The sequence below is a fragment of the Streptomyces sp. NBC_01260 genome, from assembly GCF_036226405.1.
GTDB classification, from domain to species: domain Bacteria; phylum Actinomycetota; class Actinomycetes; order Streptomycetales; family Streptomycetaceae; genus Streptomyces; species Streptomyces laculatispora.
In genome coordinates this window covers 6,993,153-7,007,846 of the sequence record NZ_CP108464.1, presented here as the reverse complement: position 1 = coordinate 7,007,846, position 14,694 = coordinate 6,993,153, and the positions used below count along the sequence as shown (strand labels likewise).

Sequence of the window (14,694 nt, the reverse complement as noted above, 5' to 3'; positions counted from 1 at the left end):
AGCGGCGCTCAAGTACCGCTGCTTGTCCGGTGCGTGCGCGGTTTGCCCGTACCCGCACTGCGCGACCGGGCGGTACGCAAGAGCCTAGAGCGCCTCTGTGCTGGTGGGGAGATCAATTACGTCATTGCTGCGGTGTCGTCGGAGCTGTCCGGAAAGCAACCGGCTGCGGATGCCCGGCCGGGCATCCGCAGCCGGTCTGCGTTCTACAGGTACTGCCCGGTGTTTGCCACCGTGTCGATGGACCGCCCGGTGTCCGCGCCCTGCTTTCCGGTGACGAGTGTGCGGATGAAGACGATCCGCTCACCCTTCTTGCCGGAGATCCTGGCCCAGTCGTCCGGGTTGGTGGTGTTCGGCAGGTCCTCGTTCTCCTTGAACTCGTCCACACAGGCCTGGAGGAGATGGGAGACGCGAAGGCCCTTCTGGCCCTGGTCGAGGAAGGCCTTGATGGCCATCTTCTTGGCCCGGTCGACGATGTTCTGGATCATCGCGCCGGAGTTGAAGTCCTTGAAGTACAGGACCTCCTTGTCGCCGTTGGCGTACGTGACCTCGAGGAAGCGGTTCTCCTCGGACTCGGTGTACATCCGCTCGACGACCGACTGGATCATGGCGTGCGCGGCGGCTTCCTTGGAGCCGGTGTGCTCGGCGAGATCGTCCGCGTGCAGGGGCAGCGAAGGCGTGAGGTACTTCGCGAAGATGTCCTTCGCGGCCTCCGCGTCCGGACGCTCGATCTTGATCTTCACATCGAGACGGCCCGGTCGCAGGATCGCGGGGTCGATCATGTCCTCGCGGTTGGAGGCGCCGATGACGATGACGTTCTCCAGGCCCTCGACACCGTCGATCTCGGCGAGCAGCTGGGGGACGATGGTGTTCTCCACGTCCGAGCTGACGCCGGATCCCCGGGTACGGAAGAGGGACTCCATCTCGTCGAAGAAGACGATGACGGGGGTGCCCTCACTCGCCTTCTCGCGGGCACGCTGGAAGACCAGGCGGATGTGGCGCTCGGTCTCACCGACGTACTTGTTGAGGAGCTCGGGACCCTTGATGTTGAGGAAGTAGCTCTTGCCGGTGGGCTGACCGGTGACTTCCGCGACCTTCTTCGCCAGGGAGTTGGCGACGGCCTTGGCAATGAGTGTCTTGCCGCAGCCGGGCGGGCCGTAGAGCAGGATGCCCTTCGGCGGCCGCAGTTCGTGCTCCCTGAAGAGGTCTGGGTGCAGATAGGGGAGCTCGACCGCGTCGCGGATCAGCTCGATCTGGTCGCCCAGTCCGCCGATCTTGTCGTAGTCGATGTCCGGGACTTCTTCGAGGACGAGCTCTTCGACCTCGCTCTTGGGAACGACTTCGTAGACGTAGCCGGACCTGGGTTCGAGCAGCAGGGCGTCGCCGGGCCGGATGGTGATGTCCAGCAACGGCTCGGCGAGCCGCACCACCCGTTCCTCGTCGGTGTGCCCGAGCACCAGGGCTCGTTCGCCGTCCTCAAGGATCTCCTTGAGGGTGACGATGTCCCCGGCGCGCTCGAATTCCATGGCGTCGACCACGTTGAGCGCTTCGTTGAGCATGACTTCCTGGCCGCGCCGGAGGTCATCGAGCTCAACGCTGGGACTGATGTTCACCCGGAGCTTGCGGCCCCCGGTGAAGATGTCGCAGGTACCGTCCTCGTTGCCTTGCAGGAACACACCGAAACCGGCCGGTGGCTGTGCCAGCCGGTCGACCTCTTCCTTGAGGGCCACGATCTGGTCGCGGGCCTCGCGGAGTGTGCTGGCGAGCCGCTCGTTCTGAGCGGACACGCCTGCGAGGTTGGTCTGGAACTCGACGATCCGCTCTTCGAGAATCCTCGTATGGCGCGGAGAGTCGGCGAGCTTACGTCGCAGGACGGCGATTTCCTGCTCGAGATAGGCGACCTGGCCGGCTGGGTCATCGGACCCCCGCCCGGGCCGGATGCCGCGGTTGATGTCGTCGTCGTGGGCTGCCACGGTCCTCACCTCCTCCAAGGGGAGCTGGACGCTTCCTGACCCTACCTGGGTGGGTGATGATTGAAACCCCTAGATCACAAAGACTGTGGGGTGTGTCCGATCTTCACCCTTGCGCTCTCCCTCGTGTCAGGGGAATACCCACCCTTCAACATCGGAAAGCGGCCGGTTGTATCGTCGAAGTGTTCAACACCCGTCAGGGCTGGCTTTTTTTGGTTCGGATACGCAGGAAACGGCAGGCGAAATGACCGTGCAGCAGGACGCTCCCACCGGCAGCGAGACGCAGGACCTGGAGGTCTGGATCGACCAGGACCTCTGCACGGGGGACGGCATCTGCGTGCAGTACGCGCCCGAGGTCTTCGAGCTGGACATCGACGGACTCGCCTATGTGAAGAGCGACGGGGACGAGCTGCTGCAGGACAAGGGGGCGACCACCCCGGTGCCGCTGCCGCTCCTCCAGGACGTGGTCGACTCGGCCAAGGAGTGCCCGGGCGACTGCATTCACGTACGACGCGTTTCGGACAGGGTCGAGGTCTTCGGTCCCGAGGCCGCCTGATCCGTCGGCCCCCGGGCCGGCGGCTGCGCGGAGTGACCGGTCAGGCGCTGCCGTCGGCGGAGTCGTCGGACAGGCTGCTCCGCACGAAGGCCCCGTTCTGCCAGTGCCAGGTGACCTTCTCCTGCTGGTCGGGGCAGCAGGACGGGATCGCGGGCGAGGAATAGCCGAGGAGCGTGGCGGAGACGACGCCGTCACGCACCGTGAAGTCGCCGACGCTCATCTTCTGGGCGGGGTCCACCAGGGTCGCGACGATCCTGGGTGCGGCCCCGCTTCCCTGTGTGAGGACGTAGACGCCACTGGGCGGGGTACCGGATCCGGCCGCGCAGTGGACCACCGCGACGGTTTCCGGACGGCCGTCGCCGTCGAGGTCGCCGGGAACCTGTTTGGCGACCGTGTTGCCGACGCCGCCGCATTCCAGTGGGAACACCGCGCGGGCCGGATCGGGCGGGGGGACGGCCGCCGCGCCGTGCTGCACCGCGGTGCGGCGGGGCGTGGTGGAGGCCGAGGCGGCCGTGTCGGGCTGGAGCAGGGCGGCTGCCGCGACAACGGCGGCCATGGCCGCCGCGGTGGCGAGCCAGTGCATCGTCGTCGTGTCGGTGTGCGCGAGGTCCGGGAGCGCGGAGGTCTGCACGCGGGATGTCTCCTGTGGTTCCTTCGGTGCGGAATGCCTGAGAGGGCAGTGCCGTCGGCGGCCGGGTGGGGGTGGCCAGCATCGTGCCACACCTCACACATCAGCGGAACGGTGGGGTCCTTGCGGATTGTGTGCCCGGTGCGCCGGCACCGGGCACAACGAAAAGGCGCCGCGGCCGAGTTCCCGGGTCGGTCCGGGAACTCGGCCGCGGCGCCGGTGCGTTGCGCGGGTCAGTCGCGGGCGGGGCCGCTCTTGCTGCCCGGGCCGTCGTAGTCGTCGCCGTAGGCCCCCTTGGAGGGGCGGCGGCGGCGCGGCGGGGCCTGGACCCCGTCGGCCAGCCGGCGGGCGGTGACGAGGAAGCCGGTGTGTCCGATCATCCGGTGGTCCGGGCGGACGGCGAGACCCTCGACGTGCCAGTTGCGGATCATCGACTCCCAGGGCTGCGGTTCCGCGAAGCAGCCGATCTCACGGATGGACTCGACCGTCCGGGAGAGCTGGGTGGTGGTCGCCACGTACGCGCAGAGGATGCCGCCCGGGACGAGCGCCTTGGAGACGGCGTCCAGGCACTCCCAGGGCGCGAGCATGTCCAGGACGACGCGGTCGACGTCGGTGTCCGTCAGGTTGTCCTGGAGGTCGCCGACGGTGAGCTCCCAGGCGGGGTGCGGACTGCCGAAGTAGCGCTCGACGTTCTGTGTGGCGATCTCGGCGAAGTCCTCGCGGCGCTCGTAGGAGTGCAGCATCCCCTGCTCGCCGATGGCGCGGAGCAGGAAGGTGGAGAGGGCGCCGGATCCCACGCCGGCCTCCACGACACGGGCGCCGGGGAAGATGTCGCCGAAGGCCAGGATCTGCCCCGCGTCCTTGGGGTAGACCACGGCGGCGCCGCGGGGCATGGACAGGACGTAGTCGGGGAGCAGGGGGCGCAGCGCGAGATAGACGACGTTCCCCGTGGTACGGACAACACTGCCCTCGGGAGCACCGATCAGCTCGTCGTGCGAGAAAGAACCCTTGTGGGTGTGGAAGTTCTTTCCGGCTTCGAGCGTAAAGGTGTAGTGGCGTCCCTTGGGATCGGTGAGCTGGACCTGGTCCCCGACCTTGAAGGGCCCACGTCGGCGGGCGGCACCGGTCGGTTCAGACATGTGACCAGCGTACCGGTGTTTCCGTGCGCTCCGACCGCCTGTACGCCCACGGCCCAGGGGCTCAGGCGGCGGGCCGGGCCATGGCGGCGACGAAGGCCCGTTCCACGTCGGCCGTTGACAGCACCCCGTAGATCTCGCCGGTGTCCTCGACGACGAGGTACTCGGTGGCGGGGCTGGCCTTGAGCCGGTCCAGGAGGGCTTCGCCGGCCAGCTCGGCGGAGACCTTCATGCCGTCGGTGAGGTCCTGGGCGAGGCCGCCGACGGCGACCCAGGGGCGGCGGTGTTCGGGGACGGAGACGATGGCGGCCTCGCGGACGACGGCCTTGGGTTCGCCGTTTCCGTCGACGACGACGAGGGCGCGGGCGCCCGCCTCGTTGGCCCGGCGCAGCGCCTCGGAGAGCGGGGTGGCCGCCTCGACCGGTACCGCGCGCCGGGTGAGGGCGCGGGCGCGCAGGTCGGGGAGGTGCTCGCGCAGCCGGGCCATGCGCAGGCTGTTGCCCGCTCCGGTCCAGATGATGGCGGCGAGGACCGCGGCGAGCAGGGCGTCGATGACCGTGTCCATGCCGCCGAGGTCGTCGGGGTTGTTCCCGAACGACCCGGTCCGGGTCAGGAGGGGAAGGCCGATGAGGGTGGTGACGGCGAGGGCGCGGCCGACCCAGGCGGCGGCGACGGTGCCGCTCATCGGACGACCAGTGATCTTCCAGACGACGGCGCGGAGCATCCGGCCGCCGTCGAGCGGGAGGCCGGGCAGCAGGTTGAAGACGGCGACGATGAGGTTGGAGATCATCAGCCCGCCGAGCAGCACACCGGGGACGGTGCCGCGCTCGACGAAGTTCAGCGGGATGTAGAAGACGCCGGCCAGGACGAGGGAGAGCAGCGGGCCGACGAAGGCGAGGAAGAATTCGCGGCCGGGGGTCTCGGATTCCTTCTCGATCTCGGAGACGCCGCCGAAGAACTGGAGCTGGATGCGGCGCACCGGGAGCTTGTAGTGCAGCGCGACCACCGTGTGCGCGAGTTCATGGACGAGTACGGAGGCGTAGAAGGCGATGGCGAAGAAGAGTGCGACGAGGTAGCGTGCCGCGCCGAGGCCGGGCAGGACCCGGTCGAGCTGGCCGCCGAAGACCCAGGTGATCAGGGCCGCGACGAGGAACCAGCTCGGGGCGACGTAGACCGGCACCCCGAAGGGGCGGCCCATGAGGATGCCGCCGCCGGGCTCGTCGCGGCGCCCCGGTTTGCCCTTGTCGGGGCCGGCGCCGGGGTCCGTTCCCCCGGCGCCGGGCTGCGGCCGCCCGCTGTTGCCGCTCTCGTCCACGAGGTCCCTTCGGTCGGTGCCGTCCGGCACGATCATGCAGTGTTCGGGGGTCTGTGGTCGATGGTATGCCGGTTGTTGTCAGTAGCGGGTCGTAGGGTCTTCGTCATGACCTCAGTGCCGCGGCCGCCTCAGCCGCCCTCGTCCCTTTCCCCGTCGCGGGCGAGCGACTTCATGCAGTGTCCCCTGCTGTACCGCTTCCGGGTCATCGACAAACTGCCGCAGAAGCCCAGTGAGGCGGCTACCCGGGGGACGCTGGTCCATGCGGTGCTGGAGCGGCTCTTCGACAACCCGGCGACGGAGCGGACGCCCGGCCGGGCCACGGCGCTGATCCCGGCCCAGTGGGACCGGCTGCTGGAGTCCAGGCCGGAGCTGTCGGAGCTGTTCGCCGAGGATCCGCAGGGCGAGCGGCTCTCGCGCTGGCTGTCGGAAGCGGAGCGGCTCGTGGAGCGATGGTTCTCGCTGGAGGATCCGACGCGGCTGGAGCCCGCCGAGCGGGAGCTGTTCGTCGAGACGGAGCTGGATTCGGGGCTGCGGCTGCGCGGGGTGATCGACCGGATCGACGTGACGCCGACGGGCGATGTCCGGATCGTCGACTACAAGACGGGGAAGGCGCCGCGTCCGGAGTACGCGGAGGGTGCCCTCTTCCAGATGAAGTTCTACGCGCTGGTCATCTGGCGGCTGAAGGGTGTGGTGCCGCGCCGGCTCCAGCTGGTCTATCTCGGCAGCGGGGACGTGATGACGTACGACCCGGTGGTGGCGGACCTGGAGCGGGTGGAGCGCAAGCTGCTGGCTCTCTGGGAGGCGATCTCGCTGGCCACGGAGACCGGCGAGTGGCGGCCGCGGCCGACGAAGCTGTGCGGCTGGTGCGACCATCAGGCGCTCTGTCCCGAATTCGGTGGCACTCCCCCGGTCTATCCGCTGTCGGTACGCCCGGCGGGACCGGGGCAGGACGCCCAGGGCAGAATGGACCCGGTCCGTGCTGAGGCCGGCCGGCCTGTGGCTCTCGAAGGACCTTAAGGAGAACCGTGGCAATCCGCGTCCTACTGGTCGATGACCAACCGCTGCTGCGCACCGGCTTCCGGATGATTCTGGAGGCGGAGGGTGATCTCGCGGTGGTGGGCGAGGCCGGTGACGGTCTCCAGGCCCTCGACCAGGTGCGGGCGCTGCAGCCCGATGTGGTGCTGATGGACATCCGGATGCCGCGGATGGACGGTGTCGAGGCGACGCGTCAGATCACCGGTCCCGGCCGGGACGGTCCGGCGAAGGTGCTGGTGCTCACCACGTTCGATCTCGACGAGTACGTGGTGGAGGCGCTGCGTGCCGGTGCCAGCGGCTTCCTGCTGAAGGATGCCCCGGCCAATGAGCTGGTGCAGGCGATCCGGGTGGTCGCGGGCGGCGAGGCGATGCTGGCTCCGAGTATCACGCGCCGGCTGCTGGACAAGTACGCGGACCATCTGCCGTCCGGCGAGGAGCCGGTACCGGACGCGCTGAACACGCTGACGGACCGCGAGGTGGAGGTCCTGAAGCTGGTGGCGCGCGGGCTGTCGAATGCGGAGATCGCCGCCGATCTCTTCGTCAGCGAGACGACGGTCAAAACGCATGTGGGCCATGTCCTGACGAAGCTCGGGCTGCGCGACCGGGTGCAGGCGGCCGTCTACGCCTACGAGAGCGGGCTGGTGCGCCCCGGCGCCCAGTGACCCGGCCGGGTTCCGGGGCCGGGTCACTGGTGGCCGGCCGGCGCCGCTGACCGAGCCGTTGCCGCGTCCGGCGCTCAGCTTGCGCCGTGGCCGAGCTCCCAGAGCTGGAGGTCGGCGGAGGAGTTGACCGCCCACTCCACGCCGGTGAGGCTGTCGCGGGAGGCGACGTACTGCTTGCCCTGCCAGACCGGGAGCACCGGCACGTCCTGCGCGACGATGTCCTGGAGCTGCTTGAAGGTCTTGGCCGCGACGCTGCGGTCGGCCTCGCGGCGGGACTGCGGGATGAGCGTCTCCTGGGCGGCGGCCGACTTGTAGGGCGAGTCGAGGAAGTTGTTCTTGCCGAGGAACGGCGCCGTGTAGTTGTCCGGGTCCGGGAAGTCGGGGAACCAGCCCATGCCGTAGACGGCGTACTCGCCGCGCAGTTCGGCCGGGCGGTACTTCGCCCAGGGGGTGCCCTGGACGGTCACGTCGAACAGACCCGTGTCGTTGAGCTGCTTGCGCAGTGTCCTGAACTCGGTCGCGGTCGCGTCGCCGTAGTGGTCGCTCGTGTAGTGCAGCGTGAACTTCACCGGGGTGCGGATCCCGGCATCCTTCAGGATCGCGGCGGCCTTGGCCGTACTGGGCTCGCCGTACTTGTTGAAGAACGAGTTGGTGTGCCCGGCGATGCTGGACGGGATCAGCGAGTACAGCGGTTCGGCCGTGGTGCCGTACACCTCGCTCGCGATCTGGCCCCGGTCGATGACCTGGGCCATGGCCTGGCGGACCGCCTTGTTCTTCACGGCGGGGTCGTTGGTGTCGAATCCGAGGTAGCTGATGGCGAGGCCGGGCATCTCGGTCAGCTTGATGCCGTCCCGGGGGTGCTCCAGCATCTCCTGCGACTGCTTCGGCGACATGGTGCGGGTCATCATGTCGATCTTCTTCTCGTCGAGCGCCTTGCCCATGGCGGTGGCGTCCGGGAAGAGTTCCAGCTCGACCTTGTCGTTCAGCACCTTGAGATCCCCCTTGTAATGGGGGTTCTTCGTGAAGACGACTTTCACGACCTGATCGTTCTTCACTTCCGGCTTCATCGTGTACGGACCGGAGCCGTCCACCTGGAATCCGTTGCGCGGGGAGGTCGCCGGGTATGTGCCCGGCTGGACTATTCCGGCGGGCGGGGTGGCGAGCTTGTAGGGGAAGGTCGCGTCCGAGGTCCGGAGGTGGAATACGACCTCGCGGTCACCCTTGGTCTCGACGGTGTCGATGTTGTCGAGCAGGGCGACGGGCCCATTGGTGGACTTGATCCGGATGACGCGGTCGATGGAGTACTTGACGTCCTCGGCGGTGACCGCGCTGCCGTCGGCGAATTCCAGGCCGCTGCGCAGCTTGCAGCGGTAGCTCTCGTTCGCCGTGTCCGTGAAGGCGCAGCTCTCGGCGGCCTCGGGCACCGGCTCGCCGCCGCCGCGCGGGACGTGCATCAGCGTCTGCACGGTCTGCCGCAGTACGTTCCAGACGCCCGCCTCGTAGCCGATGGCGGGGTCGAGCGGTGCGGGAGCGTCCTTCGAGACGACGAACTGGTCCGTGGTGCCGACAACGACGGCGCCGCCGCCGTCGCTCCCACCGTCCGACGCACCGCAGGCGGCGAGTACGGGCGCGAGCAGGCCGACGACGGCCGGCAGCACCAGTGTCTTGCGGTTCATCCTGGACGTTCTCCCTCATCCGGTCATGGAGAAAACGACATTAGTAGGCCCCATCGGCATGGCCGGGCCGGTGAAGCCCGGTGCGTAATCGGATGGCGACGGGAATGCATGGCGAGCCCATTCCGAGATACCGGAATGATTCGTACAGGGATTCATGAACCGGGACACTTGGGTACGTCAAAACGGACAGTCAAGCGAATCCCGCGAACATATCGGCGACCAAAAGGGTGATGAAGGTCACTCAATGAACGCCTCGGTGAACACTTTCAGGTATTGACATGCACCCGCCTCGCTTACATAAGCGCGACAGAAAAAGCACGGTCCGACGCCGAGAGTTTTTCTGTTCATTCACAGCAGCACTCTCGGTGTGCGGCTCAACGCATTCCCGTGACCAGACCCCTGAGAAATGCGAGATCGACTTCCTCGAGGGAACTCACGACGACCCGGCCGGCGGCGGGCGCGATCGGTGACACCGACGGCACGGCGACCACCCGGCATCCGGCCGCCTCCGCCGCGGCCACCCCGGTCGCGGTGTCCTCGATGACCGCACAGAGCCGCGGGTCGGCCCCGAAGCCGCTCGCCGCGGTGAGATACGGCTCCGGGTGCGGCTTCGTCCGGGTGACCTCGTCGCCCGCGACGGTCAGCGCGAAATGGTGGTGGCCCACGGAGTCAAGCACCCGGTCGATGATCCGCCGGTGCGAGGCCGAGACCAGAGCGGTGGGGATCTCGTGCCTGCCCAGTTCGGCGAGCAGCCGGGCCGCGCCCGGCATCAGTGGCACACCGAGGCCGATGCGCTTCTCGAAGCGGTCGTTGAGCAGCACGGTCAGCTCGGCAAGCGTGATGTCGGCACCGGTGGAGTCGATCAGGTACCCGGCGCTGCGGGTCATCGGGCCGCCGACCACCACGTCCCGCCACGCCTCGTCCAGCGGGTGCCCGAGGTCCGCGAAGACCTCCACCTCGACGTCCCACCAGAACCCCTCGGTGTCCACCAGGGTGCCGTCCATGTCGAGAAACACGGCCTGCAGGGCCGCACCCTCGGCCGTACGGGTCAGGGACGCGGAAATCGTACTGGTCATCCGGCACACCTTTCATGAGGGGCGAGAAGGCCGGCCACCGCTCCCCGGAGGGAGGGCGACCGGCCTGCACTGGACCGACCAGTGTACGACTCGTCCCGCTACCGCGCGTTGAACGGCGTCTTACCGCGCGTTGAAGTACTTCGCTTCGGGGTGGTGGATGACGATCGCGTCGGTGGACTGCTCGGGGTGGAGCTGGAACTCCTCGGAGAGGTGCACGCCGATCCGCTCGGGCTGGAGCAGGTCGGCGATCTTCGCCCGGTCCTCCAGATCCGGGCAGGCGCCGTAGCCCAGGGAGAAGCGCGCGCCCCGGTACTTCAGGGCGAACATGTCCTCGACCTCGGCCGGGTCCTCGCCGGCGAAGCCCAGCTCCGAGCGGACCCGGGCGTGCCAGTACTCGGCGAGCGCCTCGGCCAGCTGGACGGAGAGCCCGTGCAGCTCCAGGTAGTCCCGGTAGGCGTTGGCCTCGAAGAGCTTGGCGGTCTCGCCGCCGATCTTCGAGCCGACGGTGACGACCTGGAGGCCGATCACGTCCGTCTCGCCGGACTCCTCCGGACGGAAGAAGTCCGCGAGGCACAGGCGGCGGCCGCGGCGCTGGCGCGGGAAGGTGAAGCGGGTGCGCTCCGAGCCGTCCTCGTGCAGCAGGATCAGGTCGTCGCCCTTGGAGACGCAGGGGAAGTAGCCGTAGACGACGGCGGCCTCCAGCAGGTTCTCCGTGTGCAGCTTGTCCAGCCAGCCGCGCAGGTGCGGGCGGCCCTCGGTCTCGGCCAGTTCCTCGTACGTCGGTCCGTCACCGGCGCGGGCCTGCTTGAGGCCCCATTGGCCCTTGAAGAGGGCTCCTTCGTCGAGCCAGGAGGCGTACTCCTTGAGCTGGATGCCCTTGACGACCCGGGTGCCCCAGAACGGCGGGGTGGGGACCGGGTTGTCGACGGCCACGTCGGAGCGGACGCCCTCCTGGGTCTCCTCGGCCTCAGGTGCGGGCGTGTCGTGCTTGGGCACCCGGCGCTGCTTGAGCTCGGGCAGGGTGGCGCCCGGGACACCGCGCTTGACCGCGATGAGCGCGTCCATCAGGCGCAGCCCCTCGAAGGCGTCGCGGGCGTAGCGGACCTCGCCCTCGTAGATCTCGTGCAGGTCCTGCTCCACGTAGGCGCGGGTGAGGGCGGCGCCGCCGAGGATCACCGGGTAGTCGGCGGCCAGCTTGCGCTGGTTCAGCTCCTGGAGGTTCTCCTTCATGATCACGGTGGACTTGACCAGGAGGCCGGACATGCCGATGACGTCGGCCCGGTGTTCCTCGGCGGCGTCCAGGATCGCGGAGACCGGCTGCTTGATGCCGATGTTGACGACGTTGAACCCGTTGTTCGACAGGATGATGTCGACGAGGTTCTTGCCGATGTCGTGGACGTCGCCGCGGACGGTGGCCAGGACGATGGTGCCCTTGCCCTCGGCGTCCGACTTCTCCATGTGCGGTTCCAGGTGGGCCACCGCGGTCTTCATGACCTCGGCGGACTGGAGCACGAACGGCAGCTGCATCTGGCCCGAGCCGAAGAGTTCACCGACGACCTTCATGCCCTCCAGCAGGGTGTCGTTGACGATGTCGAGGGCCGGGCGGCTCCGGAGCGCCTCGTCGAGGTCGGCCTCCAGGCCGTTCTTCTCGCCGTCGATGATGCGGCGCTGGAGGCGCTCGTCGAGCGGCAGCGCGAGGAGTTCCTCGGCCCTGCCCGCCTTCATCGACTTCATGTTGACGCCCTCGAAGAGCGCCATGAGCTTCTGCAGGGGGTCGTAGCCCTCGGAGCGGCGGTCGTAGATCAGGTCGAGGGCTACCTTCGCCTGCTCCTCCTCCAGCCGGGCGATCGGCAGGATCTTCGACGCGTGCACGATCGCGGAGTCGAGTCCGGCCTTGACGCACTCGTCGAGGAAGACGGAGTTGAGCACGACGCGGGCGGCCGGATTGAGGCCGAAGGAGATGTTCGACAGTCCGAGTGTGGTCTGGACATCGGGGTGGCGCTTCTTCAGCTCGCGGATCGCCCCGATCGTCGCGATGCCATCGCCCCGCGACTCCTCCTGGCCGGTGCAGATGGTGAAGGTGAGGCAGTCGATGAGGATGTCCGACTCCTGGATGCCCCAGTTGCCGGTCAGGTCCTCGATGAGGCGCTCCGCGATGGCGACCTTGTGCTCGACGGTGCGGGCCTGGCCCTCCTCGTCGATGGTCAGCGCGATCAGGGCCGCGCCGTGCTCGGCGGCGAGCCGGGTGACCTGGCCGAAGCGCGACTCGGGTCCGTCGCCGTCCTCGTAGTTGACCGAGTTGAGGACCGCGCGGCCGCCGAGCTTCTCCAGGCCGGCCCGCAGCACGGGCAGCTCGGTGGAGTCGAGCACGATCGGGAGCGTGGAGGCGGTGGCGAACCGTCCGGCCAGCTCCTCCATGTCGGCGACGCCGTCGCGGCCCACGTAGTCGACGCAGAGGTCGAGCATGTGCGCGCCCTCGCGGATCTGGTCGCGGGCCATCTCCACGCAGTCGTCCCAGCGGGCTTCCAGCATGGCCTCGCGGAACTTCTTCGAGCCGTTGGCGTTCGTACGCTCACCGATCGCGAGGTACGAGGTGTCCTGGCGGAACGGGACGGTCTGGTAGAGGGACGCGGCGCCGGGCTCCGGGCGCGGGTCGCGGGTGGTGAGGGCGGAGCCGCGGACGCGGTCGACGACCTGGCGCAGATGCTCCGGGGTCGTACCGCAGCAGCCTCCGACCAGCGAGAGCCCGTACTCCTGGACGAACGTCTCCTGGGCGTCGGCGAGTCCCTCGGGGCCGAGCGGGAAGTGCGCGCCGTCCTTGGTCAGGACCGGCAGTCCGGCGTTGGGCATACAGAGCAGTGGGATACGGGAGTGGCGCGTGAGGTAGCGCAGGTGCTCGCTCATCTCGGCCGGTCCGGTCGAGCAGTTCAGGCCGATCATGTCGACGCCGAGCGGCTCCAGGGCCGTCAGGGCAGCGCCGATCTCCGAGCCGAGCAGCATCGTCCCGGTCGTCTCGAAGGCCAGCGAGACCAGCAGCGGCAGGTCGCTGCCCAGGGCCTCCAGCGCGCGCCGCGCGCCCAGGATGCCGGCCTTGGTCTGCAGGAGGTCCTGGGTCGTCTCGACGATGAGCGCGTCCGCGCCGCCCGCGATCAGCCCCTCGGCGTTCTGCTGGAATCCGTCGCGGAGCTTCACGTACGGGGCGTGGCCGAGTGTCGGCAGCTTCGTCCCGGGGCCCATGGAGCCGAGTACCCAGCGCTGCTGTCCGGTGGAGGCGGTGAACTCGTCGGCGACCTCGCGGGCGATGCGCGCGCCGGACTCGGACAGCTCGTGGACCCGCTCGGGAATGTCGTACTCGCCGAGCGCCGCGGTGTTGGCGCCGAAGGTGTTCGTCTCCACGCAGTCCACACCGACCGCGAAGTACTCCTCGTGCACGGAGCGCACGATGTCGGGGCGGGTGAGGTTCAGGATCTCGTTGCAGCCTTCGAGGTTCTCGAAGTCATCGAGCGTGGGGTCCTGCGCCTGGAGCATGGTGCCCATGGCACCGTCGGCCACCACCACTCGGGTGGCGAGCGCCTCACGGAGGGCTGCGGATCGGGTCCGGCTGTCGGCGGAAGGGGTCGGCGACGAGGCCATGGATGTACTCCCTGGGATGCGACGGCTGTCGGCTTTGCGGCTTCGGCGGAAGGCGCACCTGGCCAGGGTAGCCGGGCTGCGTCCCGGGCCGTCACTCTGTCCCACGAATCGGACTGCATGCTGTTCAGGGGGCCGGCGGGACCGGCGGGGTGCTGCGGAATCCCCTGCGATCGAGCACGGGTCGGCATGGACCGATACTGTTCAGCATTGTCGAACCACAGTGGAGGAGTACGGCGCGATGGCCAAGAACATCCAGTCGCTGGAGCGGGCGGCCGCGATGCTGCGACTGCTGGCGGGCGGCGAGCGGCGACTGGGGCTCTCCGACATCGCCTCCTCGCTGGGCCTGGCCAAGGGCACCGCACACGGCATCCTGCGCACGCTCCAGCACGAGGGTTTCGTCGAGCAGGACGCCGCCTCCGGCCGCTATCAGCTCGGCGCCGAGCTGCTGCGGCTGGGCAACAGCTATCTGGACGTCCACGAGCTGCGGGCCCGCGCGCTGGTCTGGACGGACGACCTGGCCCGCTCCAGCGGCGAGAGCGTCCATCTGGGCGTCCTGCACCAGCGGGGCGTCCTCATCGTCCATCACGTCTTCCGGCCCGACGACAGCCGACAGGTCCTGGAGGTCGGGGCCATGCAGCCACTGCACTCAACGGCCCTGGGCAAGGTACTGGCGGCCTACGACCCGGTGGCGCACACGGAAGCCATGGAGGCCGAGCGGCAGTCCTTCACGCCCCGCACCGTCACCGATCCGGAGGAGTTCGAGTCGATGCTCGACCTGATCCGCGCGCGCGGCTGGGCGGCCGACATGGAGGAGACCTGGGAGGGGGTGGCCGCGGTGGCCGCCCCGATCCACGACCGGCGCCGGATGCCGGTCGGCGCCGTGGCCGTGACCGGCGCGGTGGAGCGGGTCCGCGCGGGCGGCGAGCTGCGGCCCGATCTGATAGCGGCGGTACGGGACTGCGCCCGTGCGGTCTCCCGGGACCTGGGCGCCAGGCGCTTCTGAGCCTCCC

The 14,694-nt window shown here is 68.9% G+C and carries 11 protein-coding genes; 4 read left to right on the top strand and 7 right to left on the bottom strand.

Annotated features, from left to right (window positions below; genetic code table 11):
• Positions 1-203: 203 nt before the first annotated feature.
• On the bottom strand, positions 204-1,970 hold the full coding sequence (arc, locus tag OG322_RS31270) for a proteasome ATPase (protein WP_123468684.1): 1,767 nt from the start codon (positions 1,968-1,970) through the stop codon (positions 204-206).
• A gap of 241 nt (positions 1,971-2,211) precedes the next feature.
• Here arc and OG322_RS31265 point away from each other — a divergent pair, with 241 nt between their 5' ends.
• Positions 2,212-2,523 carry a ferredoxin gene (locus tag OG322_RS31265; protein WP_123468686.1) on the top strand — a complete coding sequence of 104 codons (312 nt, stop codon included), beginning with the start codon at positions 2,212-2,214 and terminating at the stop codon, positions 2,521-2,523.
• A gap of 40 nt (positions 2,524-2,563) precedes the next feature.
• On the opposite strand, the gene OG322_RS31260 is transcribed toward OG322_RS31265, so the two are convergent.
• The 3 genes from OG322_RS31260 to OG322_RS31250 all read right to left on the bottom strand — a co-directional run bounded on the left by OG322_RS31260 (position 2,564) and on the right by OG322_RS31250 (position 5,602).
• Positions 2,564-3,154: a hypothetical protein gene (locus OG322_RS31260; RefSeq protein WP_123468688.1), complete on the bottom strand. Its 591-nt coding sequence runs from the start codon at positions 3,152-3,154 to the stop codon at positions 2,564-2,566.
• A gap of 230 nt (positions 3,155-3,384) precedes the next feature.
• Entirely contained in the window at positions 3,385-4,290 is a 906-nt protein-coding gene (locus OG322_RS31255) for a tRNA (adenine-N1)-methyltransferase (protein WP_123468690.1), read from the bottom strand.
• Between the two features lie 61 nt (positions 4,291-4,351).
• Positions 4,352-5,602, bottom strand: coding sequence for a site-2 protease family protein (locus OG322_RS31250; protein WP_123469767.1), 1,251 nt, complete (start codon positions 5,600-5,602; stop codon positions 4,352-4,354).
• A 171-nt stretch (positions 5,603-5,773) separates the two neighbouring features.
• Here OG322_RS31250 and OG322_RS31245 point away from each other — a divergent pair, with 171 nt between their 5' ends.
• Together OG322_RS31245 and OG322_RS31240 are read left to right on the top strand one after the other, a co-directional pair.
• Positions 5,774-6,619, top strand: a complete 846-nt coding sequence (locus OG322_RS31245; RefSeq protein ID WP_241200529.1) for a RecB family exonuclease — start codon at positions 5,774-5,776, stop codon at positions 6,617-6,619.
• 8 nt (positions 6,620-6,627) lie between these two features.
• Positions 6,628-7,299: a response regulator gene (locus OG322_RS31240; protein ID WP_123468692.1), complete on the top strand. Its 672-nt coding sequence runs from the start codon at positions 6,628-6,630 to the stop codon at positions 7,297-7,299.
• A 74-nt stretch (positions 7,300-7,373) separates the two neighbouring features.
• Here the strand turns inward: OG322_RS31240 and OG322_RS31235 are convergent, their stop codons facing one another.
• The 3 genes from OG322_RS31235 to metH all read right to left on the bottom strand — a co-directional run bounded on the left by OG322_RS31235 (position 7,374) and on the right by metH (position 13,684).
• Positions 7,374-8,975: an ABC transporter substrate-binding protein gene (locus OG322_RS31235; protein WP_124286498.1), complete on the bottom strand. Its 1,602-nt coding sequence runs from the start codon at positions 8,973-8,975 to the stop codon at positions 7,374-7,376.
• A 374-nt stretch (positions 8,976-9,349) separates the two neighbouring features.
• Positions 9,350-10,051, bottom strand: coding sequence for an HAD family hydrolase (locus OG322_RS31230; protein ID WP_123468696.1), 702 nt, complete (start codon positions 10,049-10,051; stop codon positions 9,350-9,352).
• Positions 10,052-10,171: 120 nt separating this feature from the next.
• Positions 10,172-13,684 (bottom strand): methionine synthase, encoded by a 3,513-nt coding sequence (gene metH, locus OG322_RS31225; protein ID WP_123468698.1) that lies wholly within the window; start codon positions 13,682-13,684, stop codon positions 10,172-10,174.
• 238 nt (positions 13,685-13,922) lie between these two features.
• Here metH and OG322_RS31220 point away from each other — a divergent pair, with 238 nt between their 5' ends.
• Positions 13,923-14,687 carry an IclR family transcriptional regulator gene (locus OG322_RS31220; RefSeq protein WP_123468700.1) on the top strand — a complete coding sequence of 255 codons (765 nt, stop codon included), beginning with the start codon at positions 13,923-13,925 and terminating at the stop codon, positions 14,685-14,687.
• The last annotated feature ends 7 nt before the right edge of the window (positions 14,688-14,694 follow it).